We start from the raw sequence: 23,341 nt of genomic DNA on the forward strand, positions 1-23,341 counted from the left end.
AAGCCGGACTCCGGCTTACGGATTCAGCACCGAACGGCGCTGCCATTCACGCAGGAAAGCGCGTACCAGCAGGAACCACAGTAATATCAACGCCAGCGTTACCATGCTAAAGGCACCGGTACCCAGACTAAAGTAAGCCCACTTCACCAGCTCAATTCCCAGCGTAAACAGACTCAGCGAAACCATTCCCAGCATCGCCGCCACGCTACCTTTCCCTTCGCTGCTGGAGAACAGGGTCAGCCGGTACAGCCCGGCGTTCACCAGCCCGGTGCCAAAGCCGTACAGGCTCAGACCGGCGGTCAGCCAGAGATAGCTGTGCGGGTTAACCAGCGTGGCAACGGTAGCGATCAGCAGCCCGCCGATCAGCGGCCAGGCTCCCAGCCGCAGCGGCTTATCAATCGCCAGCCGGCCGGAGAGCAGGCTGAGGGTAAAGTTACCGCCGATCATGGCAATAAACACCGGCAGCTGCAGCAGCGCATACTCAATCCGCGTCAGCCCTTCATCGTGGATCAGCACCACCGGCGCCAGCGCCACCCAGGCGAGGCCGGGAATGTTGACCAGGCCGATAGCCACCGAGCCGCTCATCACCTGGCGGTCGCGCAGCAGGGTGCGGTAGCCGCGGGCCAGCGAGCCGGCGGAGATCTTCATCAGCGGATCGCCTGCGGTTTCCGGCATCGCCCGCCACAGGCCCACCAACGCCACGGCGCTGACGATGCCGAACAGCCAGAACATGTTGCGCCATTCGCCAAATTCCAGGAACGCCGCGCCGGCAATCGGGCCAATCAGCGGGGCCAGCAGCGCCACGTTGGCCATCAGCGCCATGATTTTGACGCTCAGTTTCTCATCAAAGGCTTCCTGAATTGCCGCATAGCCGACGGCGCCGATAAAGCACAGGCTGGTCCCCTGCAGAAAGCGCAGTAATACAAACTGTTCAATGCTCTGCACCCAGTGGGTGGCGATGCAGGTCAGTACAAAGAAGGCGACGCCGGAAAGGATCACCGGGCGCCGGCCCAGCTTGTCCGACAGCGGGCCGAGCAGCCACTGCAGCACAATCCCGCCGATCAGATAGGCGGTCAGCGACGAAGAGACCCACTCCGGGCCGACGTTGAACTCACGGGTGACCAGCAGCATGCCGGGCTGGATCATGTCGTGGGCGATATAGGTAGCGAACTCAAATAACACCAGCGACAGGGGGAAAATAATATGCCTGCGCGTGAGGCTTGAAACAGGGGTGGTTGATGCCATTCTGGCTCCTTCCGTAGATGTATCGGTCGTTCCCGCTCTGCTTTGGCGGAGCGCTAAGATAGCGCATTTTATACGAAAGATGCTGCATTATTATGAGGATGTAACGCGAGAGTGGCTCTGCGTTGCCATCCGTAATAGTTAGCATGCGTATTGTTTGGCGCGGCTAATGAGAGTGACGAATTGTTCCTTACATGCCTTCGCGAGCATATTCGAAAAAAAACAGCATAAGAAAATTCTTAAAATCATTTAATCAAAACAAATGAAATCAATGATTTGCGTTAAGTTCACTTTTTCATTACCTTGTATCTTTAAAAAACCCAATATATTACAACATCTTGCGTTGAGATAAAAAAATCAGGCAACCGTTTGTACTGTGCTATTGTAAAACGGCACTTTCCTTGAATTAAAAAGAATGAACTCCTAATCCTATCCACCCCATTTTGCAAGGGTTCTCAATGAAGGCAAAAATAGCATTGTTTTTATTAATGTCATCTCTGGCTGCGGGCGCTTCTGCCGCTACAGAAACGGGAGTGGCAGCGGGATCTGACGCGGCTGCTATGTCAACGGGTACCTCCACTGCCGTGGGTGTGGGTGTCGTCGCTGCGCTGGCGGGGGTATTTATCGCATCTTCTGGCGGCGGTGATGGTTCCAATACCGGCACCACGACCACCACCACGACCTCGACAACCCGTTAAGAGTCCGCGGCAGGGCAGGTTGTACCGCGTTGAGTGCTGCAACTGACTCTTTCCGGCCTGCACGATCGGTAAATCAGGGAGACCTGCTTTACCGATTTTTTTTGTGTGAAAGCCGCTGGGCCAGCAGTAAACGGCTACGCCGTTGCGCCGTAGAGTGAAGGCGTCGCGGGAAGGTTACTGACATCAAAGAACGCAATGAGGGTCATCCGGGGGCGCCTGACGCTGCAGGAGCCCCCGTGAGTTGCTTTTACTCGACGCGCAGCACGCGGCTGGTATTGGTGGTGCCGGTGGTGCTCATGACGTCGCCCTGGGTGACAATCACCAGGTCGCCGGAGACCAGGAACCCTTTGTCACGCAGCAGGTTGACGGCGTCGTGGGCTGCCGCCACGCCATCGTTATTGCTGTCAAAGTAAACCGGGGTGACGCCGCGGTACAGGGCGGTCAGGTTGAGCGTGCGCTCGTGGCGTGACATGGCAAAGATCGGCAGGCCGGAGGTGATACGCGAAGTCATCAGCGCGGTACGGCCGGATTCGGTCATGGTGATGATCGCCGTGACGCCCTGCAGGTGGTTGGCGGCGTACATCGCCGACATGGCAATCGCTTCTTCGATATTGTCGAACTGCACGTCCAGGCGGTGCTTGGAGACGTTAATGCTGGGGATCTTTTCAGCACCCAGGCATACTTTGGCCATCGCTGACACCGTTTCCGCCGGGTACTGGCCCGCCGCGGTTTCTGCCGACAGCATCACCGCATCGGTGCCGTCGAGCACGGCGTTCGCCACGTCCATCACTTCGGCACGGGTCGGCATTGGATTGGTGATCATCGATTCCATCATCTGAGTGGCGGTGATCACCGAGCGGTTCAGCTGACGGGCGCGTCGGATCAGCGCTTTCTGAATACCCACCAGCTCCGGATCGCCGATCTCAACGCCCAGGTCGCCCCTGGCGACCATCACCACGTCAGAGGCAAGGATGATGTCATCCATCGCTTCCTGAGACGCGACGGCTTCTGCACGCTCAACTTTAGAGACCAGCTTCGCATCGCAGCCTGCTTCACGCGCCAGGCGGCGCGCGTAGTGCATATCTTCGCCGCAGCGCGGGAAAGAGACGGCCAGGTAGTCAACGCCAATTTTCGCCGCCGTCAGAATGTCGGCCTTGTCTTTTTCGGTCAGCGCTTCTGCTGACAGGCCGCCGCCCAGTTTGTTGATCCCTTTGTTGTTCGACAGCGGGCCGCCGACGGTGACTTCGGTGAACACCTTCATGCCCTGAACTTCCAGCACCTTCAGCTGCACGCGGCCGTCATCCAGCAGCAGGATATCACCCGGGACCACGTCCGCCGGCAGACCTTTATAGTCAATGCCGACCTTCTCTTTGTCGCCTTCGCCTTTACCCATGCTGGCATCCAGCAGGAATTTCTCACCGATGTTGAGGAAGACTTTGCCCTCCTTAAAGGTGGATACGCGAATTTTAGGACCCTGCAGATCGCCGAGGATCGCCACGTGGCGGCCTAATTTGCTGGCGATGGCGCGCACTTTGTCAGCGCGCAACTGATGATCTTCCGCGGTACCATGAGAGAAGTTCAGACGAACAACGTTGGCGCCCGCAGCGATGATCTTTTCCAGGTTATTATCGCGGTCGGTGGCAGGCCCAAGCGTGGTTACAATCTTGGTTCTTCTGAGACGTCTTGACATGTATAACTCCGTTGGCTTTAAACGTTGTACTGCAGGTGCAGGCACAACCAGGCTGACTCTGTCGTTTCAGGTTAAGGGCCAGGCTGGCCCTTACGGGACTGCTGCTTAAATTCATTCACGGGAGCGGGCAAGCGAGCCGTCTTTATCCAGACGGGACTCTTTTAATGCGTCCTTAACCCGTTTCAGGTTGTCACGAAATTTGGCACCGCGCCGCAGGGTGAAGCCGGTGGCCAGCACGTCGACCAGCGTCAGTTGCGCCAGGCGGGAGACCATCGGCATGTAGATGTCGGTATCCTCCGGGACGTCCAGCTCAAGGGCCAGGGAGGCTTCGCGGGCCAGCGGCGAGTCGGGGGAGGTGATCGCCAGCACCGTGGCGTCGTTTTCCCGCGCCAGGCGGGCCAGTTCAACCATCGATTTGGTGCGGCCGGTATGCGAAATCAACACCACCACGTCTCCCTCTCCGCTGTTGATACAACTCATGCGCTGCATCACAATATCATCAGAATAGAAAACCGGTACATTGAAGCGGAAAAATTTATTCATTGCATCGTGCGCTACCGCGGCGGAGGCACCCAAACCAAAAAAAGCGATCTTTTTTGACTGGGTGAGCAGGTCAACGGCGCGGTTTACCGCCTGGGTGTCCAGCCCCTGTCTGACCTGATCCAGCCCGGCCATCGCCGACTCGAAAATCTTGCTGGAGTAGGCGTCCACGCCGTCATCCTGATCGACAATGCGGCTGACATAAGGCGTGCCGTTGGCCAGGCTTTGCGCCAGCTGCAGTTTGAAATCCGGGAAGCCGCGGGTGCCAAGCCGGTGACAGAAGCGGTTCACCGTCGGTTCACTGACCGCAGCGGCCCGCGCCAGCGTGGCGATGCTGGAGTGCATGGCGGTGGAAGGGGAAGCGAGAATGACTTCGGCGACTTTGCGTTCAGATTTACTCAGTTTTTCCCACTGAGATTGAATTTTTTCCAATACATTCATAGAGATATTTACTCATACATTTTGCCGATTTCAATCACAGGTGAAATCAATCTCATTTTGTAGAGAATATACAACGCATTATGCGAATGAAGGCAACCAGGAACGTGATAAAAGGCCCATTTTTTACCAGAGTTTGAGCTGGGTCAGATTTCACAACGGTAATAACGGTAACAAAAACGATGGAAAATTACGCATAATTTATCGCCCGCCCGGAAGGTGGGGCGGTATATTGCCCGATAACTGAATACATTGTGCCAGAGTGGCCTGCCCTGGTTTACGCGCACCGGGCAAAGCAGTACATTGTATTGAAACAAAATTACAATAAGAGTCTGTCCACTTACGGAATCACCAGGACGGGCTAATCCTGCAACGAGGAGAATGAAATGGCGGTTACACAAACAGCTCAGGCATGCGATCTGGTGATTTTCGGTGCCAAAGGCGACCTGGCGCGCCGGAAACTGTTGCCCTCTCTGTATCAACTGGAGAAAGCCGGACAGATCCATGAAGAGTCCCGCATCATCGGCGTTGGCCGTGCTGAGTGGGATAAAGCAGCCTACACCAAGGTAGTGCGTGAGGCGCTGGAAACCTTCATGAAGGAAAAAATCGATGAAGCGCTGTGGGATAAACTCAGCAGCCGTCTCGATTTCTGCAACCTGGACGTTAACGACAGCAGCCACTTCCCGCGCCTGGGCAAAATGCTTGACCAGAAAAAACGCGTAACTATCAACTACTTTGCCATGCCGCCAAGCACCTTTGGCGCAATTTGCAAAGGCCTTGGCCAGGCAAAGCTGAATGCCAAGCCGGCGCGCGTGGTAATGGAAAAGCCGCTGGGTACTTCACTGGCGACCTCGCAGGAAATTAACGACCAGGTCGGTGAATTCTTCGAAGAGAGCCAGGTGTTCCGTATTGACCACTATCTCGGCAAAGAGACGGTGCTGAACCTGCTGGCGCTGCGCTTCTCCAACTCGTTGTTTGCCTCTAACTGGGATAACCGTACCATCGACCACGTGCAGATCACCGTGGCGGAAGAGGTGGGAATCGAAGGCCGCTGGGGTTACTTCGACCAGGCCGGCCAGATGCGCGATATGATCCAGAACCACCTGCTGCAGGTGCTGACCATGATCGCCATGTCACCGCCGGCCGATCTGTCGGCTGACCGCATCCGTGACGAGAAAGTGAAGGTGCTGCGTTCACTGCGCCGCATTGACCACACCAACGTGCGTGAAAAAACCGTGCGCGGCCAGTACACCGCCGGTTTCGTGCAGGGCAAAAAAGTACCGGGCTACCTGGAAGAAGAGGGTGCCAATAAGAACAGCAACACCGAATCTTTCGTCTCGATCCGCGTGGATATCGACGACTGGCGCTGGGCGGGCGTGCCGTTCTACCTGCGCACCGGTAAGCGACTGCCGACCAAATGTTCAGAAGTGGTGGTCTACTTCAAGAACCCGGCGCTGAACCTGTTCAAAGACTCCTGGCAGGAACTGCCGCAGAACAAACTGACCATTCGTCTGCAGCCGGATGAGGGCGTGGAGATCCAGATCCTCAACAAAGTGCCGGGCCTGGATCACAAGCACAACCTGCAGACCACCAAGCTGGATCTGAGCTTCTCTGAGACCTTCAATCAGTCGCACCTGGCGGACGCCTACGAGCGCCTGCTGCTGGAAACCATGCGCGGCATTCAGGCGCTGTTCGTGCGCCGCGACGAAGTGGAAGAGGCCTGGAAGTGGGTTGACTCCATCATGGACGCCTGGTCTGCGGATAAAGAAGCGCCGAAGCCTTATCAGGCCGGGACCTGGGGCCCGGTCGCATCGGTGGCGATGATCACCCGCGACGGCCGTTCGTGGAACGAGTTCGAGTAATCTGCTGATGTTCTGAAACCCGCTACGGCGGGTTTTTTTATTACAAGGAGACTGAGCAATGAGTAACTGGAAAATCAGCGCCCGCCAGATCCTGGAGACGGGCCCGGTGGTACCGGTGATCGTGGTCAACGACGTTGCGCACGCGGTGCCAATGGCGAAAGCGCTGGTGGCAGGGGGGATCCGCGTGCTGGAGGTTACCCTGCGTACCCCCTGCGCGCTGGAGGCGCTGCAGGCGATGGTGCGCGAGGTGCCGGAAGCGATAGTCGGGGCCGGCACGGTGCTGAACGCGCAGCAGCTGCAACAGGTGACCGACGCTGGCGCGCAGTTCGCTATCAGCCCGGGCTTAACCGAACCGCTGCTGCGTGCCGCCGTTGACGGGCCGCTGCCGCTTATTCCGGGCATCAGTAGCGTATCGGAGCTGATGACCGGGCTGGATTACGGGCTGCGGGAATTCAAGTTCTTCCCGGCGGAAGCCAACGGCGGCGTGAAGGCGCTGCAGGCGATTGCTGGCCCGTTCCCGCAGGTGCGTTTCTGCCCGACCGGCGGTATCTCCCCGGCCAACTATCGTGACTATCTGGCGCTGAACAGCGTGCTGTGCATCGGTGGATCCTGGCTGGTGCCGTTGGACGCGCTGGAAGCAGGAGATTATCAGCGGATTACGCAGCTGGCGCGGGAAGCGGTGGCCGGCGCGCGGCAGTGACGAGCGCAGGTGATTTTCGGGGCGGCGCACACCGCCCCGGATTCGGCGTTAGCCGCTGACCTTCACGCTGGCCGCTGCCGCCACCGCGCGGGCGACCGCTTCATCAACGTTGTCGCCGGTGGCCAGCGCTACGCCCATACGACGCTGACCGCGCACTTCCGGCTTGCCGAACAGGCGCAGCTGCAGGCCGGCACCCAGCGCGGCGGAGAGATTGCCAAACTGTACGTTGTCGCTGTCCAGCGCCGGCAGGATCACCGCCGAGGCCGACGGGCCGTACTGGCGAATGCCGCCAACCGGCAGGCCGAGGAAGGCGCGCACGTGCAGGGCGAATTCGGAAACGTCCTGCGAGATCAGCGTAACCATGCCGGTATCGTGCGGGCGCGGTGACACTTCGCTGAACACCACTTCATCACCACAGACAAACAGCTCGACGCCGAACAGGCCGCGGCCGCCGAGGGCGGTGACCACTTTTTCTGCGATTGCCTGGGCACGTTCCAGCGCCAGCGCGCTCATCTGCTGCGGCTGCCAGGATTCGCGATAGTCGCCCTCTTCCTGACGGTGGCCGATCGGCGCGCAGAAGTGGATACCGTCTACCGCACTGATGGTCAACAGGGTGATTTCGAAATCGAACTTCACCACGCCTTCGACAATCACCCGCCCGGCACCGGCGCGGCCGCCCTGCTGGGCGTACTCCCAGGCCGCATCCAGCTGAGCCGCATCACGGATAAAGCTCTGGCCTTTGCCGGACGAGCTCATCACCGGCTTGACGATGCACGGGAAGCCGATTTCATCGGCGGCGGCGAGAAACGCCGCGTGGCTGTCGGCGAAGCGGTAGGTTGAGGTCGGCAGCGCCAGTTCTTCGGCCGCCAGGCGACGGATGCCTTCACGGTTCATGGTCAGTCTGGCCGCGCGGGCGGTCGGCACCACGTGCTGGCCCTGCTTTTCCAGCTCAATCAGCATATCGGTAGCGATGGCTTCAATTTCAGGCACCACAAAGTCGGGCTTCTCAAGGGCAACCAGCGCGGCGAGCGCGGCGCCGTCCAGCATATTGATAACGTGGCTGCGGTGAGCCACGTGCATCGCTGGCGCATCGGCATAGCGATCGACGGCGATCACTTCCACCCCAAGACGCTGGCACTCCAGGGCCACTTCTTTACCCAGTTCGCCCGATCCTAACAGCATTACGCGTGTCGCAGCAGGGCGCAGCGCGGTTCCTAAAGTCGTCATAATGTCTACCTGATTGGATGAAAAATAACGCGCGCAGTATAAACGAAAACGTTTGCGCGATCATCCGTTACGGGAAGCTTGAGTCAAAAAACCGTTGCTGTTATACTGTATATAAACACAGTTAACCGGAGTGAACATCATGGCTGTTGAGATTAAATACGTTGTCGTCAGAAAAGGTGAGGAAAAGATGACTTTTGCCAGCAAGAAGGAAGCCGATGCGTACGACAAAATGCTCGATATGGCGGAAGTGTTCTCTGACTGGTTAACCACCAGCCAGCTTGAACTGGACGAACAGCAGGGCGAGGCGCTGGGCCTGTTCCTGGCGGAGAACAAAGACGCCCTGCAGCATATCCTGCGCAGCGGCAAGCTGCCGGAAGAGAGCAGCAGCGACAGCGCCGAAGACGACGCCACTACGCTGCGCGCGGTAAAATCGGCCTGATGGCTAACCGGGCGTCCGGTCGGCATAATGACGGGGAGCATTTTTCACTACCGATAGCCTGCGCTGTCCAGCACCCTGCGCAGTGACTGCATTGCCGCATCAGCCGTCAGATGCGCATCGGCTGCCTGGCGCTCGTCATTAAATACCTCCAGCCCGACGGGGCCGCGATAATCCAGCGTTTTCAGGTGCTGCAGCAGCGATGTCAGGGGGAAGTTTCCCTCGCCGGGCAACAGGCGATGGTGACGCGCGGTTTCAACCAGCTGGTTTTTCTGCGGCCGGGTGCTGAGATCTGACAGCTGCACCAGGTAAATTTTTTCCGCCGGGATCCCCGTCAGATCGTCAAGCGTCCGCCCGCCGGCAAAGATATGAAAGGCATCCACCACCAGCCCGATATTTCCGGCGCCGGTCTTTTGTATCAGCTGCCAGGCGGCATCGGTGGTATTGATATGCTGGCTCCAGGCCATCGCTTCATAGGCGACCCGCAACCCGCGCTCTGCCGCCTGTGCCGTCAGCCAGCGCAGATCCTGCAGTACGCAGCCGGCATCGCAGCAGGGATCGGTGGAGGCTGGAGTCAGTATCGTGTTTGCTCTCAGCTTAACGGCGTTGTCCATCATCGTCAGCGCCTCACGTCGCTTATCCTCACGTTTGTCGCCGCGCGCGCCGTCAAAATCCAGCAATACCTGATAGTCGGTCAGCCCCAGCTGCAGTTCGTGCAGCAGCGGCGCCAGCGTGAAGACACCCCCGTCGGCGGCCTGCACATCCTGTTGCCACAGTTCAACCTGATCAAAGCCCGCTGACTTCGCCGCACGCAGCTTCTGCTGCGGCGTGCCGCCGGTGAGAATGGTGTTAAGAAACAGCGGGGAAGCGTGCTGCGTCATCAGTGCTCCTGAAAACTTACGAACCAGGTAGTACAGAGTAGAAGCCCTGTAGCGGTCCGGCAAGTTCAGCACCCGAAAGCGCTATGGCGGCATCTTCTTTAACCGGCCTTTGCATCCTTTGACGTTTCCTGACGCGCCTTCGCCTATTGTGGTGTTTTTCGGCCAGAAGGAACCACTATGAGCAACTGGTTACAGCAGATTCAATCGGTACTGGGTAAGGCGGGTAAATCCTCCGGCGGGGAAGGGCTGAGCAAAATGCTGGCTCCCGGCGCGCTGGGCGGGCTGGCGGGCATGCTGATTGCCAGCAAGTCGTCACGTAATCTGCTGGCTAAGTACGGCAAAAATGCGCTGATCATTGGCGGTAGCGCGGCGGCGGGTGCGGTGCTGTGGAACAGGTACAAGCAGCGGGTCAGCGAAACCCACCGCGACCAGCCGCAGTTCGGTCAGCAGAGCACGCCGGTGGACCGCCGCGCCGAACGGCTGATTGAAGCGCTGGTGTTTGCCGCCAAAAGCGATGGCCATATCGACAGCTCAGAGCGTCAGGCCATCGATGAACATATCCGCCAGTCGGGCCTCGGCGAACAGGCCGAACGGCTGGTGCAGCAGGCGATTGAGCGTCCGCTGGATCCACAGCGGCTGGCCGCGGATGTCAAAAATGAAGAAGAGGCGCTGGAGGTCTATTTCCTCAGCAACCTGGTGATTGACGCCGACCACTTTATGGAGCGCAGCTACCTGCAGGCGCTGGGTGACGCGCTGAACATTCCGCAGGACGTGCGGGATTCGATTCTGGGTGACATCCGCGAAGAGAAACTGAAACTGACTGCCTGACGCTGACGCTGACCCGGGCGATTTCCCGTCGCCCGACCTTTTTGTGTTCCCACCCGCATAATTCCTTGGCATTTCGTCCGCTTACTGCCAGTCTTTCAGGCAGGCACAGCAACCGCGAAGAGACTATGACCCCTCCATTAGCGAAAAAAATCCCCCATCAGATGACCCTGCATGGTGAAACCCGTACCGACAACTACTACTGGATGCGTGACGACGAGCGCGCTGACCCGGAAGTGCTGGCCTGGCTGCAGGCTGAGAACGATTACGGTCAGCAGCTGCTGGCCCCGCAGCAGGCGCTGCAGGCCGAGCTGCTGAAAGAGATTGTCGATCGTATTCCGCCGCGTGACCAGTCGGTGCCCTATGTGAAGCGCGGCTGGCGTTACCAGAGCCGCTTTGAAGAGGGCAACGAGTACGCGATCCACAGCCGCCAGCCGGCGGATACCGCCATGCCGGAGCAGTGGCAGACGCTGGTCGACGGCAATCAGCGCGCGGCGGACAGCGAATTCTATACGCTGGGCGGCATGGCCATCAGCCGCGACAATCAGATCCTGGCGCTGGCGGAGGATTTCCTCTCACGCCGTATCTACAGCATTCGCCTGCGTAATCTCAGCACCGATCGTCAGTATGACGAGGTGCTGGAGCAGGTCTCCAGCAGCATGACCTGGGCCAACGACTCGCAGACGCTCTACTACGTGCGTAAGCACCCGCAGACGCTGCTGCCGTACCAGGTGTGGCGACATACCCTCGGCACCCCGCAGCAGCAGGACCAGCTGGTGTATGAAGAGGCGGACGATACCTTTTACGTCGGCGTATATAAAACCACCTCTGAGCAGTACATCGCCATCTCGCTTAACAGCAGCACCACCAGCGAGATCCTGCTGCTGGACGCCGGCGATCCGCAGGCGCAGCCGCAGCTGTTCAGCCCGCGGCGTAAAGATCATGAGTACAGCGTCGATCACTACCAGCAGCAGTTCTTTATCCGCTCCAACCGCGACGGGAAAAACTTTGGCCTTTACCGCAGCGCAACCGCGGATGACGCGGCCTGGCAGCCGGTGATCGCCCCGCGGGGGGATATCGTGCTGGAGGGCTACAGCCTGTTCCGCGACTGGCTGGTGGTGGAAGAGCGCCAGCGCGGGCTGACCAGCCTGCGGCAGATCCACTGGCAGAACGGCAAAGAGGTGCGTATCGCCTTCGACGATCCGACCTACGTTACCTGGGTGGGCCACAACCCGGAGCCGGAGACCAGCAAGCTGCGCTACGGCTACTCGTCGATGACCACGCCGGATACCCTCTACGAGCTGGATATGCACAGCGGCGAACGCAGCGTGCTGAAGCAGACCGAGGTGAAAGGTTTTGACGCCACGCGTTACCGCAGCGAGCGCCACTGGGTGACCATGCGCGACGGCGTTGAGGTGCCGGTGTCGCTGGTTTACCGCCAGGACAGCTATACACCGGGCCACAACCCGCTGCTGGTCTACGGCTACGGCTCGTACGGCAGCAGCATGGATGCGGATTTCAGCGCCAGCCGCCTCAGCCTGCTCGACCGCGGCTTTGTCTTCGCCCTGACCCATATCCGCGGCGGCGGCGAGATGGGGCAGCAGTGGTATGACGACGGCCGCCTGCTGAACAAGATGAACACCTTTAACGACTTTATCGACCTGACCGAGGCGCTGGTGGCACAGGGTTACGGCGATCCGGCAAAACTCTACGCGATGGGCGGCAGCGCCGGTGGCCTGCTGATGGGCGCGGTGATCAACCAGCAGCCCGCGCGCTTCCACGGCGTGGTGGCTCAGGTGCCGTTTGTTGACGTGGTGACCACCATGCTGGATGAGAGCATTCCGCTGACCACCGGCGAATACGATGAGTGGGGCAACCCGGCCGACGAGCAGTACTACCGCTATATTCGTCAGTACAGCCCGTACGACAACGTCACCGCGCAGGCCTATCCGCATCTGCTGGTGACCACCGGGCTGCACGACTCGCAGGTACAGTACTGGGAGCCGGCCAAATGGGTGGCAAAACTGCGTGAGCTGAAAACTGATGACCATCTGCTGGTGCTGCACACCGATATGGATGCCGGCCACGGCGGCAAATCGGGGCGTTATAAGGTGTGGGAAGAGGTGGCGCTGGAGTACGCCTTCCTGATTGGGCTGGCGAACGGAACGCTCGCCGGCCCGGCCGCTTAATCGGCGGCGCTTAAGGCGCGCAGCAGGGCACCGCGCAGGTCGGGCTTCAGGTCCGGGATATTTTTCAGCATCCACTGACAGTATCCCGGATCTTTTTTCGCCACGTCGTCAACCTTCTGCCCGCGATACTTACCAAACGGCAGGCTGTTGACCGAGCCTTTGACCTGCATGCGGCGCAGCATTTCGGCGGCATCCCAGCCGCTGTAGTCCATGATGCGTACCAGCAGCGCGGCGGTGACGTAGCAGTCGTACAGCGCCCGGTGAGCGTGCAGATCCGGCGGCGGCGACACCTCCAGCTGCAGCGACTCGCGCAGCGCCTGGTTGCCATACTTGCGCCCCGGCCACAGCGCGCGAGCGAGGGTCATGGTACAGATCCACTCTCCGTGCATCTCCGGCAGCATCCGCCGGTCAAAGCTGGCGTTGTGCGCAACGTAAAACGCGCTGCCGTGATAACGGCCGATCGCCTGCTCGATGGTCGGCTTGCCGCGCACCATTGCTTCGGTAATGCGGTGAATGGCCATCGCCTGGCGGCCAATCGGCCGGTCCGGCAGGATCAGGTCGCTCATCGGGTTAACGATCTGCCCGTCGACCACGTCCACCGAGGCCACTTCGACAATACCGCCCTGCAGGCCGCAGGTTTCGGTGTCGATCACTCGTAACATACTCACTCCTTTCTAGCGATCCGCCGTGGCGTGCAGCGCATGCACTTCGCCGTGCCACTGGCTGCCCCGGCGGCGGGCGATAATCAGCTGCTCACCCTCGCCACCGCGCACCACCTGCTGCCCGTCTGGGCTCCAGAACGCGCTCTTGCCTGCAGAGACGTAGGCGCCGGTCGGCCAGGCATGGTTGGCCATCAGTACCGCCATCTGATACGTCTCTGACCAGCGGGCCAGCAGCGCGCAGTCGGCTTCATATCCCTTTTCTGATACTAGCACGCTGGTGGCATAGAGATCGGCCCCCTGCTGCGCGGCGTCGCGGGCGAACTGTTCGACGCTGATGTCGGCGCAGATCGCCAGCACCACGTTCTGCTGCGGCTGGCCGAACATCGGCACCGGGCTGCCCTGGCTGAAAATCTGCCGCTCGTCGCCAAACAGGTTGCGCTTGCTGTAGGCAAAACGCGTGCCGTCCGCGAGGAAGGTGGCGGCAGAGAGCATCACATCCTGCTGGTTTTTCAACGGCAGGCCAACACAGATACTCATCCCGTACTGCTGTGCTGCGTCCGCAAACACCTGCAGGCGGGGGGCGTCTGCGGCCATCGCCAGCTCCGCCATCAGCGGCAGTTCATAGCCGGTCAGCGACAGCTCCGGGAACACCAGCAGATCGACGTTAAGTTCGGCAGCCTGGCGGATAAACGCCAGGTGGTGCTCAATATTCCATGTGATATTGCCCGCGCGCGAGCCTGACTGTGCAGCAGCGATATTCCAGCCGGACATTGACCTTACCTTTCAACCTGAAACAGAGGCTGACAGCGTAACGCAAGTCGGGCGTGAACGAAACGCACCACCCTGTTTTTGTTTGGGTTGATATGGCGGAATGGAACGGAGCAACGCGCTATTTTTGTTTTGGCTCATACGGCAGTCGGGAGAGGGACAGCGACGCCTGCCGGTAGTGCATCAGCCGCTGGCGGAACCAGTCACGCAGTGCTTCCGGCTGCTCGCGCTCCACCATCTCGGCGATCGCCGGCATATTGTAGCGTTCCTTAAACGCCACGCCGGCGGCGGCCAGCTCGACGTTGATTTTGTCCTTTTCCTGCTGCGGTAAAGTTGCCAGATTGTTACTCATGATCTTCTCCTGCTAGTCTGCGGCAGAAAATAATGCAGAAGGCACGGATTAGCAAGTTTAGTGGCCAATTGATCGCCGCTGTCGCCTCGACACCCGTTTTTAAGCGGGGTATTCTTTCGGCCTCAGGCAGCGACGTGCTGCGTCCCGTTATGGATGATTAAGCAATATGCGTAATTTCTGCAGGGTCTCCGGGCTGCTGGTTGCCGCGCTGTTCGCGCAACAGGCCGCCGCTCATGCTCATCTGAAAACCCAGTATCCGGCCGCCGACGCCGTGGTTACCGCCTCGCCGCAGGCGCTGACGCTGACCTTCTCGGAAGATATCGAGCCCGCCTTTAGCGGCCTGGACGTCGCTGCCGCAAATCAACAGCCGGTGGCGCTGGGCAAGGCGCAGCGTGACGCGAAAATGCACAATCAGCTGATCGTGCCGCTGGAAAAACCGCTGACCAGCGGCAGCTACCAGGTGAAGTGGCACGTGCTTTCCGTGGACGGCCACAAGACCAAAGGAAGCTACCGCTTCTCCGTGAAGTAACATGTCGCTGACCGCGCTCTATATCCTCTGCCGCTGGCTGCACTTTGGCGCGCTGATGTCGCTGGCGGGGGCCGGGTTTTACACCGTCCTGCTGGCGCCTTCGCGCTATCGGCCGCATCTGAGCGGGCGTTTACGCCCCTTGATGGCCGCCGCCAGCGGCGTGACGCTGATGAGCACGCTGCTGCTGTTGACGGCCCAGACCGGGCTGATGGGCGACGGCTGGGGCGATATGCTCAGCGCGGAGGTCTGGCAGGCGGTGCTGAACACCGGCTTTGGCCGGGTCTGGCAGTGGCAGTGCCTGTTTGCGCTGTGCTGCTGTCTGGCCTGGCTGTTGCGCGGTGCCGCAGGCCAGCGCCTGTTGTTGCTGATGGCGCTGCTGCAGCTGGCCGGTCTGGCGTTTGTCGGCCACGCGGCGATGCTGGACGGCTGGGCAGGGGGCGTTCAGCGGGTTAACCAGATGACGCACCTGATCGGCGCGGCGTTCTGGGCCGGCGGCCTGCTGCCGCTGGTGGTGGTAATGCGCGAAGCGCGTGGTGTGGCCCACCGCTATGATGCCATCCGCACCCTGATGCGCTTCTCCCGTTACGGCCATCTGGCGGTCGCGCTGGTGGTGCTGAGCGGTGTGCTGAACTCGCTGCTGCTGCTCGGCTGGCCACCGGCCAGCTTCCGCCTCTACAGTCAGCTGCTGCTGGTAAAAGTCGCTCTGGTGGCCGCTATGACGCTGATCGCGCTGGTTAACCGCTACTGGCTGGTACCGCGTTTTCAGCGCAGCGGTCAGCGGGCACAGCAGCTGTTTATCCGTACTACGCTGGCGGAAATCGTGCTGGCGGCGCTGGCGCTGCTGGCGGTGAGCCTGTTTGCCACGCTGCAACCGGGTTGAGCCATGGCGCCGCACAGACACACTGAAAAAATACAGTTAAGACATCGTGTTAAGGTAACAATCGTAATGAAAAATTGGGCATTGCTGTTTATTGCACTGGGCGTGAGCACCAGCGCGCTGGCTGGCGTTGAAACGGTCAGTCGTTTTGATATGGGCAAGGATAACTGGCCGTTCACCCGCGAAGAGATGATGCTGAGCTGCGAGAAGGGTAACGTGCTGTTTGCGATCAACGACGGTACGCTGATGCAGTACCCGCTCAATGCGGAAGCGATCGCCAAAGTGCAGGCCGGGCAGACGCACGGCGTGCCGATTGAGAAAGTGCTGGCAGATGACCCGAACAATCCGGGTCATAAAAAGAGCCTGGCACCGATTATCGCCCGCGCTGAGAAGCTCTGTAACTGACTGCCGGGGCAGGGGGAGGCTCCTCTGCCACCTTTGGTAAACCCGCGCTGCGACGGTTAACGCCGTCTTAACTTCAGCCCGGCGGATGATCGGCCTGTCTCGCCAGCGTTGTGAACGTGCTGCCGATCTCACCTGCTGCTACTCCTGCCGGTCGCCGTATAGTTAGCGCGCACGGCGTTTTGCCGCCAGTCTCCGGCGGCGGACGCCCGTTTCTGCCGCTTCGATCACAATGCTAACATTAAGTTAACATCTTCATTTCCACCGGCTGGAATTCCCCTGCCGGTGGTCTATCTTTTAAGAGTCAGGCACACCGCCTGCATTAATGCCAACTTTTAGCGCACGGCTCTGCAAAGAGCCATTTCCCTGGACCAAAGGCAGGATTGGCCTTTGGTCTTTTTTTATGTCGGTACCTTAATAAACCGCTCGGTAGCCGCACGCGCCAGAAACTCGGAACGGCTGCGATACCCAGGATGGTTTGCCACAAACCGATTGATACGCCGGATCGGCAGCATCGGAAGCGTCACGTTAATTTTTCCGGCTTTGCCCATCAGGGGAGTGACATCCACGTCAACCAGCGCCCGGATAGTTCCTGCATATTCCCCGTCATCAATGAACGCCTCAATACAGGTGGTGGAAGGCAACAGTTTCACCTTCTTCTACCAAAAGTTCTGTATGGCCCTCAATGGCTTCGCGAACGCTATCAATCGCATCCTGATAGCTATCGCCAGAATCCTTTAAGCATGTTCACCCCTGCGTAGTTAAATCCCACCGTTCATCAACCGCATAGTTCGTCGCCCGTGAAAAAGGGTTGATCGTTGGTAATGATCGATAATACTGTATATATATACAGATATTTCTTATGTGGTGTTCTATGCAAATTTTTAAGGCCTGCGAGTGGCCCTCTCTGCTGGCTTTACCCCTGTTCCTTGAACGGGTGCCGTGCGGCTTTCCGTCACCGGCGCAGGACTATATTGAGACGCGCATCAATCTCAACGACGTATGCATTGCTCACCCCAGTGCCACCTACTTTATCCGCGTCAGCGGCGATTCGATGATAGGGGCGGGCATCGGCGACGGCGATATGCTGGTGGTCGACAGCTCGCTGACCGCGGTGCACGGTGATATCGTGGTGGCCTCCATCGACGGCGAGTTTACGGTAAAAAAACTGCAGCTGGGTCCGGTACCGCGGCTGGTGCCCATGAATCGTGCTTACTCGCCGATCGTCATCAACCCTGAAGAGGGGCTGAGTCTGTTCGGCGTAGTGACCTTTGTGATTAAGCCGACCCGCTGATGTTCGCGCTGGCTGATGTGAACAGCTTTTACGCCAGCTGCGAAACGGTGTTTCGCCCGGACCTGCGCGGTAAGCCGGTGGTGGTGCTGAGCAATAATGACGGCTGCGTGATTGCGCTGTCGGCGGAGGCGAAGCGGCTCGGGATCGTAATGGGTGCGCCGTACTTCCAGCAAAAAGCGCTGTTTCAGCAGCACCGGGTCAATGTCTTCAGCTCGAATTATGCGCTCTACGCAGATATGAGCCAGCGGGTGATGATGCTGCTGGAAGAGATGGCGCCGGGCACCGAGATCTACTCGATCGATGAGGCATTCCTGAACCTGACCGGCGTCAGCCTCTGCATGCCGCTGGCGCAGTTCGGCCATCAGGTGCGGGACCGTATTAAGAAGGAGGCGCATCTGACCATCGGCGTCGGCATTGCGCCGACCAAAACGCTGGCCAAGCTGGCGAATCACGCGGCCAAAAAGTGGCCGCAAACCGGCGGCGTGGTCGATCTCTCCAGCCCGGAGCGGCAGCGTAAGCTGCTGGCCCTGGTCGAAGTGGCCGACGTGTGGGGCGTCGGCCGGCGCATCAGTAAAAAACTCAGTCTGCTGGGGATCGACACGGCGTTGCAGCTGGCGGAGAGTTCGCCGTGGATGATTCGTAAGAATTTTAACGTGGTGCTGGAGCGCACGGTGCGTGAACTGCGTGGCGAACCCTGTCTGCCGCTGGAGGAGTTTGCCCCGGCGAAACAGCAGATCGTCTGCTCGCGTTCGTTTGGCAGCCGCATCACCGATTACCAGGACATGCGCCAGGCGGTGTGCGCCTACGCCGAGCGGGCGGCGGAAAAGCTGCGTCAGGAGCGCCAGTACTGCCGCCAGGTCTCGGTCTTTGTGCGCACCAGCCCGCACACGCCCGGCGAGGTGTTTTACGGCAATCAGGCGGGGGGATGCCTGCCGCTGCCGAGTAATGATACCCGTGACATTATCCGACTGGCGATGGCGGCGCTGGATCGTATCTGGATCGACGGGCACCGCTATATGAAGGCCGGCGTGATGCTCGGCGACTTCTTCAGCCAGGGAGTGGCACAGCTGAACCTGTTTGATGAGTGCCAGCCGCAGGCCAACAGCGCCGCGCTGATGCAGATCCTCGACGGTATTAACCAGCAGGGGAAGGGCAAGCTGTGGTTTGCCGGACAGGGGATGCAGAAAAGCTGGGCGATGAAGCGCGAGATGCTGTCGCCCGCCTATACCACCCGTTGCGCCGACCTGCCCGTCGCAAAGTGAAACAGGGCAACGTTGCGGGTGTTGTTCTCCCCGGGCCTCTCCCGCGCAGTAGCGCCGGACCGGTGCGCCGTGTTACAAAGATTCCCCGGCGGACAAATCCGGCGGATAACCGGTTGAGAAGGCGTGGATAATGGAAACAGTATTGGGCTTTATGGGGTTAATTCTCGGGGCATGGGCGGTCAGGGTCATCTGCCGCCGGCCGCCGACCACCGGCTGGACGATTGCGAAAGCCGTCTTTGCCGCCGGTTACTTCCTGGCGGCAGGCGGGATTGGCGGTACGCAGCCCGAGAACCGCGTTTACGCCATCGTCGCGCTGCTGCTCGGTGCCGCCGTCGTGCTGTTGCTCAGCCGCCGTGGTCAGGCAGCGCCAGCCGCTTAGCCTGCTGGCGGCAACGGTCGCTCCGGACGACAGGCTGATTCGTCCGATCGCGAATAAAAAGGCGGGTGCTTAAGACCGGTTGCGGACAACAGCGGTTGGCGGGGAGGTGACTCCCCGCCGTTTGCCTTTACCTTATGGATTCGTAAGCCATAAAGACGGCAACAACCTCCGTTTGCCCGCTTCGGATGCGCAGCTCACAGAGGTCTTTTCTGCTGAGCACCACCACCACCGTAATGGTGATGATGATCAGAATGGCGATCGTGATCGCCGCGTGCTGTCTCATGGTTACTCCTCCTTGTCTTTCGACCGATAAAGGACTAACCTTCATGTTGTTGCGCATTAGGGTCAGGCCTCATTTGATGAATATCGAATGGGGCTTTTCTCTTTCTGCCGTCAACATACACACTGCTTAAGGCAGAAAGCCTCAAGCACCCGCCTGCACACTACGCCTTTTTTCTGCGCCCGCCTAACGCCAGTTTGGCATCGAATGCTGTCGCTCTGAAAGTTTCCTGATAATGTCGAAAATTGCGCATTTTTTGTATGCTGAAGTGGCGGCGTGCAGGGCGTTGTCAGCGATAAAAAGGTGGGTGAGGGGGATACGGAAATGGCTAATCCCTGGCTTGCTACGGATAAAAGATGCGCCTTTCTGTTGTCTTGCATTAGGCGGCAGGTTTGGCTAACGGGCCCAGCTTAATGGCCCGTTAGCCCAGCCGTTACTCGGTTTTGTCGTGCTGGCTCAGCCCTTCTTCAAAGAAGTCCGGGTCGATCTCGTCGGTGTTGCCCTTATGGTCGCGGCCGGAGAGCAGGTTCCAGCAGGAGATGAACAGCGCGGCGATCAGCGGGCCGATCACAAAGCCGTTGATGCCGTAAATCTCCATGCCGCCGAGGGTGGTGATCAGGATCAGGTAGTCCGGCATTTTGGTGTCTTTACCCACCAGCAGCGGGCGCAGGATATTATCGATCAGGCCAATGACCACCACAAAGAAGAACGCCAGCACCAGCCCCTTCACCAGCGCACCGCTGAACAGGAAGTAAAGCACCACCGGCAGCCAGATAATCGCCGAACCCACCGCCGGGATCAGCGACAGGAATGCCATCAGCGAGCCCCATAAAATGCTGCCCTGAATATCCGCGAAGAAGAAGGCAATGCCCCCCAGCGTTCCCTGAACCACCGCCACCACCACGGTGCCCTTAACGGTGGCGCGGGAAACGGCGGCAAATTTGACAAACAGATGGTGTTTAACGTGATCGGTCAGCGGAATGGCCTTAAAGGCCAGGCTGACCAGGTAGGCGCCGTCTTTCAGCAGGAAGAACAGCAGGTAGAGCATCACGCCAAAGCCGATGGTGAAACTGAAGGTACTCTTGCCAATCAGCATAATGCTGCCGGCGAAGAACTGACCGCCTTTCATCGCCGCGCCGGAAAGCTGCTGCTGGATATGGTCGGGGTTGTTGAGGTTGTTTTCAGCAAGGAAGTGGCGCGCCCAGCTCGGCAGGTGATTGATAACGCCGCTGACCACCGTGGCCAGTTCGGTCTGGTTATTCTGCAGCCGGTTATAGAGGGCGTTACACTCCACCGCCAGCGACGACGCCACCAGCGCGAGGGGGATAAATACGATCAGGCAGATCGCCAGCAGCGTAAGCAGCGCGGCGATGCCGTTTTTATCCCCCAGCGCGTTGCGCAGGCGGGTTTTTAACGGGTGGAAAATAATCGCCAGGATCGCGGCCCACAGGATCGCGGAAAAATAGGGCCCCAGCACGTGTAAAAAGGCCAGCGTGGTTATGGCCAGAATAAAGATAAAGAATCCCTTACTAATACCTTTGATCAGCATCTGATAGTCTCGTTTTAACTTATTGATTACAGTGCTGAACATAGTACAGGTTTGGCTAACCGGCAACGTGGCGCGGGGAATAATTGAGTGAACGCAAGGTTCACCGTGCTTGCTTGTTACCGCAGATTAACCGATAAAAGAGCGCGTACCCGATCGTCGCGCGAAAACGCGGGCGGCCGCTGCATCGGGTACCCCCGTTATCCGCCGTCTGGAGTTTGTGATATGAGCAACGATAAAGAGATTTCGATCGACCAGTTTACCGCCGAAGAGAAGCTGCTGGTGGAACTGCGCGTTAAAACGCTAACGACGAAGCTGGGCCACGTTGCCAGTAAGAAAGAGGAGAAGGAGATCCTGAAAGAGGCCAAAAAGCTGGTGATGAAGGAGCGGCTGGCGAAGGAGGCTAACAAAAAGACGCCGGTAAAACGGGTGAAAAAACCTTCTGCGGCAAAAGAGAGCGAAGTGAAGGACTTTAGCTGGAGTGGTTCGCTGCGAAAAAATCCGCGCGCGGTGAAATAGCCGGGCAGGGTCTGCTGCCGGATGCCGGCATAAACGCGTACCGGCATCGGTTTAAAACGGCGCGTGCAGGGCACCGTTCAGGCAGGGTACCTTACCGGTTAGCATTCCGGCTGCGTTCTCCCGGACAGGGTGCTTTACCGGTTAACGTTCAGACTGCAACCGTCCGGACAGGGCGCGTTACCGCTGCTCCTGCCCCGGCAGGGCGTCCGATCCCTCAGACGCCGAACAGCTTGCCGTCGCGCACCAGCTCGCGCGGGTAGTTGTTTTTGATGCGGCTGCCCACCGTTTTTGCCAGCCCGATCGGCTGCTGCTGATGGCAAATGATCAGCTCACCGGCCGGCAGCGGGCGCTCCGGATAGATATCCCGCCCGCGATACCACTCTTCCGCTTCACCGCTGCTCAGTTCCACCGCGTTGGCCGCCTGCGCGCTGGCCAGCGCCACCACGGCTTCATGCTGCCAGCGGTAGCCTTTGGCAAAGGTCTCGGCCAGCTTCAGGCCGATGCGGGAAAAACGCACGCGGTTCAGCAGCGGCTCGATGGCCGCCGGAAACAGCCACAGCTCTTTGTCGCGCTGCCACAGCGTCAGCTCAGCGCTCCACTGCAAACCGACTTTTGCCGCCGCGTCGGCCACCTCCTGCTGTAGCTTACGGCTCAACGGGCTGAACGGCAGCTTGCCGAGCTTATAGCCGGGCACCGGCAGCTGTGCAACGCCGGCGGTCTTGCGCAGGCGGGCCACAAAGAACCCCTCGCTGTCGAACACCTGCGGGAAGACGTGCAGGAAACCTTCCGGGGTCGCCACCTGCTCCGCGCCGCTAAACAGCTGGTTCAGCGGCTCCACCTCTACAGCGTCCGGATAACGTGCCAGCAGCCAGGCGATCACCTGCTGGTTTTCGCTGCGGTTCAGCGTGCAGGTGGAGTAGACCAGCGTGCCGCCCGGACGCAGGGCATGGAACGCGCTGTCGATCAGCTCGCACTGGGTGGCGGCGATTGTCGCGGTGCTTTCCTCGCTCCAGTTGCGCAGCGCGTCCGCATCCTTGCGCACCACGCCTTCGCCGGAGCAGGGGGCATCCAGCAGGATCGCATCAAAGGACTCCGGCAGCGCCGCGCCAAACACCCGGCCGTCGAAGTGGGTCATGGCGGTGTTGCTGATTCCGCAGCGGCTGAGGTTGGCGTGCAGTACCTTGACCCGGCTGGCCGAGTACTCATTGGCCAGGATGGCACCGGTGTTGTTCATACGCGCGGCGATCTGGGTGGTTTTTGAACCTGGCGCGGCGGCCACGTCCATCACCCGCCCGGGCGACGGGCTGCCGTCAAACAGCGCGGTCACCGGCAGCATCGAGCTGGCTTCCTGAATGTAGAACAGCCCGGCCAGGTGCTCGGCGGTGCTGCCCAATGGCAGGGTGTCCGCATCGTCGCGGCTGATCCAGAACCCCTCTGCGCACCACGGCACCGGAGTCAGCGCCCACTGATAGGGCGCGACCTGCGCCAGGAAGTCCGCCACGCTGATTTTCAGCGTGTTGACGCGCAGGCTGCGGCGCAGCGGCTGCTGGCTGATGGCGATAAAGCGCGCAAATTCTGCGTTGTCAGGCAGCAGTTGCTGCATTTCATCAAGAAACGGCTGGGGAAAAAAGACGCGGGAAGAGGACACAGACGGGTTCCGGGAAAGTCAAAAGAGAGTGCAGTCTACCACAGTTGGCGGCGGGCGTGGAAAACGACGGGAGCGGCGAGAAGTCAGGACGGGAA

Annotated in this window: 25 protein-coding genes; 13 read left to right on the forward strand and 12 right to left on the reverse strand. The window is 59.6% G+C overall.

The features are described 5' to 3' along the window. Positions 1–15 precede the first annotated feature (15 nt). Positions 16–1,245 (reverse strand): MFS transporter, encoded by a 1,230-nt coding sequence (locus tag ASF13_RS22050; protein WP_056241904.1) that lies wholly within the window; start codon positions 1,243–1,245, stop codon positions 16–18. Positions 1,246–1,700: 455 nt separating this feature from the next. Between ASF13_RS22050 and yjbE the strand changes: the two genes are divergently transcribed. After that, positions 1,701–1,940, forward strand: a complete 240-nt coding sequence (gene yjbE / locus ASF13_RS23880) for an exopolysaccharide production protein YjbE (RefSeq protein WP_072166474.1) — start codon at positions 1,701–1,703, stop codon at positions 1,938–1,940. A gap of 247 nt (positions 1,941–2,187) precedes the next feature. Here the strand turns inward: yjbE and pyk are convergent, their stop codons facing one another. Continuing rightward, a complete protein-coding gene (gene pyk / locus ASF13_RS22055) occupies positions 2,188–3,630 on the reverse strand; it encodes a pyruvate kinase (protein WP_056241908.1) in 1,443 nt (480 codons plus the stop codon). Positions 3,631–3,741: 111 nt separating this feature from the next. Then, positions 3,742–4,611 carry a MurR/RpiR family transcriptional regulator gene (locus tag ASF13_RS22060; protein WP_056241911.1) on the reverse strand — a complete coding sequence of 290 codons (870 nt, stop codon included), beginning with the start codon at positions 4,609–4,611 and terminating at the stop codon, positions 3,742–3,744. A 383-nt stretch (positions 4,612–4,994) separates the two neighbouring features. On the opposite strand from ASF13_RS22060, the gene zwf reads away from it, so the two are divergent. Next, the gene (gene zwf / locus ASF13_RS22065) at positions 4,995–6,470 is read left to right on the forward strand and encodes a glucose-6-phosphate dehydrogenase (protein WP_056241915.1); all 1,476 of its coding nucleotides are present in this window, start codon (positions 4,995–4,997) and stop codon (positions 6,468–6,470) included. A 58-nt stretch (positions 6,471–6,528) separates the two neighbouring features. After that, positions 6,529–7,170: a bifunctional 4-hydroxy-2-oxoglutarate aldolase/2-dehydro-3-deoxy-phosphogluconate aldolase gene (locus ASF13_RS22070; protein ID WP_056241917.1), complete on the forward strand. Its 642-nt coding sequence runs from the start codon at positions 6,529–6,531 to the stop codon at positions 7,168–7,170. 48 nt (positions 7,171–7,218) lie between these two features. Here the strand turns inward: ASF13_RS22070 and purT are convergent, their stop codons facing one another. Next, a complete protein-coding gene (gene purT, locus ASF13_RS22075) occupies positions 7,219–8,397 on the reverse strand; it encodes a formate-dependent phosphoribosylglycinamide formyltransferase (protein WP_056241919.1) in 1,179 nt (392 codons plus the stop codon). Between the two features lie 139 nt (positions 8,398–8,536). Here purT and ASF13_RS22080 point away from each other — a divergent pair, with 139 nt between their 5' ends. Next, complete coding sequence (locus ASF13_RS22080) at positions 8,537–8,836, forward strand: YebG family protein (RefSeq protein WP_056241921.1); 300 nt, start codon at positions 8,537–8,539, stop codon at positions 8,834–8,836. A gap of 47 nt (positions 8,837–8,883) precedes the next feature. Here the strand turns inward: ASF13_RS22080 and ASF13_RS22085 are convergent, their stop codons facing one another. Next, a complete protein-coding gene (locus ASF13_RS22085) occupies positions 8,884–9,714 on the reverse strand; it encodes a sugar phosphate isomerase/epimerase (protein ID WP_056241924.1) in 831 nt (276 codons plus the stop codon). A gap of 177 nt (positions 9,715–9,891) precedes the next feature. On the opposite strand from ASF13_RS22085, the gene ASF13_RS22090 reads away from it, so the two are divergent. Beyond that, positions 9,892–10,542 carry a tellurite resistance TerB family protein gene (locus ASF13_RS22090; protein WP_056241926.1) on the forward strand — a complete coding sequence of 217 codons (651 nt, stop codon included), beginning with the start codon at positions 9,892–9,894 and terminating at the stop codon, positions 10,540–10,542. 125 nt (positions 10,543–10,667) lie between these two features. After that, positions 10,668–12,728 carry a S9 family peptidase gene (locus ASF13_RS22095; protein WP_056241928.1) on the forward strand — a complete coding sequence of 687 codons (2,061 nt, stop codon included), beginning with the start codon at positions 10,668–10,670 and terminating at the stop codon, positions 12,726–12,728. On the opposite strand, the gene exoX is transcribed toward ASF13_RS22095, so the two are convergent. From exoX to ASF13_RS22110, 3 genes are all read right to left on the reverse strand, one after another. Then, the gene (gene exoX, locus ASF13_RS22100; protein WP_056241931.1) at positions 12,725–13,390 is read right to left on the reverse strand and encodes an exodeoxyribonuclease X; all 666 of its coding nucleotides are present in this window, start codon (positions 13,388–13,390) and stop codon (positions 12,725–12,727) included. The genes ASF13_RS22095 and exoX overlap by 4 nt on opposite strands. A gap of 12 nt (positions 13,391–13,402) precedes the next feature. Continuing rightward, positions 13,403–14,161, reverse strand: a complete 759-nt coding sequence (locus ASF13_RS22105) for a carbon-nitrogen hydrolase family protein (RefSeq protein WP_056241936.1) — start codon at positions 14,159–14,161, stop codon at positions 13,403–13,405. A 118-nt stretch (positions 14,162–14,279) separates the two neighbouring features. After that, positions 14,280–14,510 (reverse strand): DNA polymerase III subunit theta, encoded by a 231-nt coding sequence (locus ASF13_RS22110; protein ID WP_056241938.1) that lies wholly within the window; start codon positions 14,508–14,510, stop codon positions 14,280–14,282. 166 nt (positions 14,511–14,676) lie between these two features. Here ASF13_RS22110 and yobA point away from each other — a divergent pair, with 166 nt between their 5' ends. The 3 genes from yobA (at position 14,677) to ASF13_RS22125 (ending at position 16,321) form a co-directional block, all read left to right on the forward strand. After that, positions 14,677–15,039: a CopC domain-containing protein YobA gene (gene yobA, locus ASF13_RS22115; RefSeq protein ID WP_056241942.1), complete on the forward strand. Its 363-nt coding sequence runs from the start codon at positions 14,677–14,679 to the stop codon at positions 15,037–15,039. Between the two features lies 1 nt (position 15,040). After that, entirely contained in the window at positions 15,041–15,919 is an 879-nt protein-coding gene (copD, locus tag ASF13_RS22120) for a copper homeostasis membrane protein CopD (RefSeq protein WP_056241945.1), read from the forward strand. 66 nt (positions 15,920–15,985) lie between these two features. Beyond that, positions 15,986–16,321 carry a YebY family protein gene (locus ASF13_RS22125; protein WP_056241948.1) on the forward strand — a complete coding sequence of 112 codons (336 nt, stop codon included), beginning with the start codon at positions 15,986–15,988 and terminating at the stop codon, positions 16,319–16,321. Between the two features lie 398 nt (positions 16,322–16,719). On the opposite strand, the gene ASF13_RS23885 is transcribed toward ASF13_RS22125, so the two are convergent. Next, entirely contained in the window at positions 16,720–16,962 is a 243-nt protein-coding gene (locus ASF13_RS23885; RefSeq protein ID WP_072166475.1) for a type II toxin-antitoxin system HicB family antitoxin, read from the reverse strand. 230 nt (positions 16,963–17,192) lie between these two features. On the opposite strand from ASF13_RS23885, the gene umuD reads away from it, so the two are divergent. The 3 genes from umuD to ASF13_RS22140 all read left to right on the forward strand — a co-directional run bounded on the left by umuD (position 17,193) and on the right by ASF13_RS22140 (position 19,253). After that, positions 17,193–17,612, forward strand: a complete 420-nt coding sequence (gene umuD / locus ASF13_RS22130) for a translesion error-prone DNA polymerase V autoproteolytic subunit (RefSeq protein ID WP_056242469.1) — start codon at positions 17,193–17,195, stop codon at positions 17,610–17,612. Further along, positions 17,612–18,874 (forward strand): translesion error-prone DNA polymerase V subunit UmuC, encoded by a 1,263-nt coding sequence (gene umuC / locus ASF13_RS22135; RefSeq protein WP_056241952.1) that lies wholly within the window; start codon positions 17,612–17,614, stop codon positions 18,872–18,874. The genes umuD and umuC overlap by 1 nt, the downstream gene beginning before the upstream one ends. Before the next feature lie 130 nt (positions 18,875–19,004). Beyond that, positions 19,005–19,253: a hypothetical protein gene (locus ASF13_RS22140; protein WP_072166476.1), complete on the forward strand. Its 249-nt coding sequence runs from the start codon at positions 19,005–19,007 to the stop codon at positions 19,251–19,253. Between the two features lie 127 nt (positions 19,254–19,380). Here the strand turns inward: ASF13_RS22140 and ASF13_RS22145 are convergent, their stop codons facing one another. After that, complete coding sequence (locus tag ASF13_RS22145; RefSeq protein ID WP_056241955.1) at positions 19,381–19,536, reverse strand: Hok/Gef family protein; 156 nt, start codon at positions 19,534–19,536, stop codon at positions 19,381–19,383. A 430-nt stretch (positions 19,537–19,966) separates the two neighbouring features. Further along, on the reverse strand, positions 19,967–21,082 hold the full coding sequence (locus ASF13_RS22150) for an AI-2E family transporter (protein WP_056242475.1): 1,116 nt from the start codon (positions 21,080–21,082) through the stop codon (positions 19,967–19,969). Positions 21,083–21,304: 222 nt separating this feature from the next. Between ASF13_RS22150 and ASF13_RS22155 the strand changes: the two genes are divergently transcribed. Then, entirely contained in the window at positions 21,305–21,598 is a 294-nt protein-coding gene (locus ASF13_RS22155; RefSeq protein ID WP_056241958.1) for a hypothetical protein, read from the forward strand. A 214-nt stretch (positions 21,599–21,812) separates the two neighbouring features. On the opposite strand, the gene rsmF is transcribed toward ASF13_RS22155, so the two are convergent. After that, a complete protein-coding gene (rsmF, locus tag ASF13_RS22160) occupies positions 21,813–23,246 on the reverse strand; it encodes a 16S rRNA (cytosine(1407)-C(5))-methyltransferase RsmF (RefSeq protein WP_072166477.1) in 1,434 nt (477 codons plus the stop codon). Positions 23,247–23,341 lie beyond the last annotated feature (95 nt).

This window comes from Erwinia sp. Leaf53, from assembly GCF_001422605.1.
Taxonomy (GTDB): domain Bacteria; phylum Pseudomonadota; class Gammaproteobacteria; order Enterobacterales; family Enterobacteriaceae; genus Erwinia.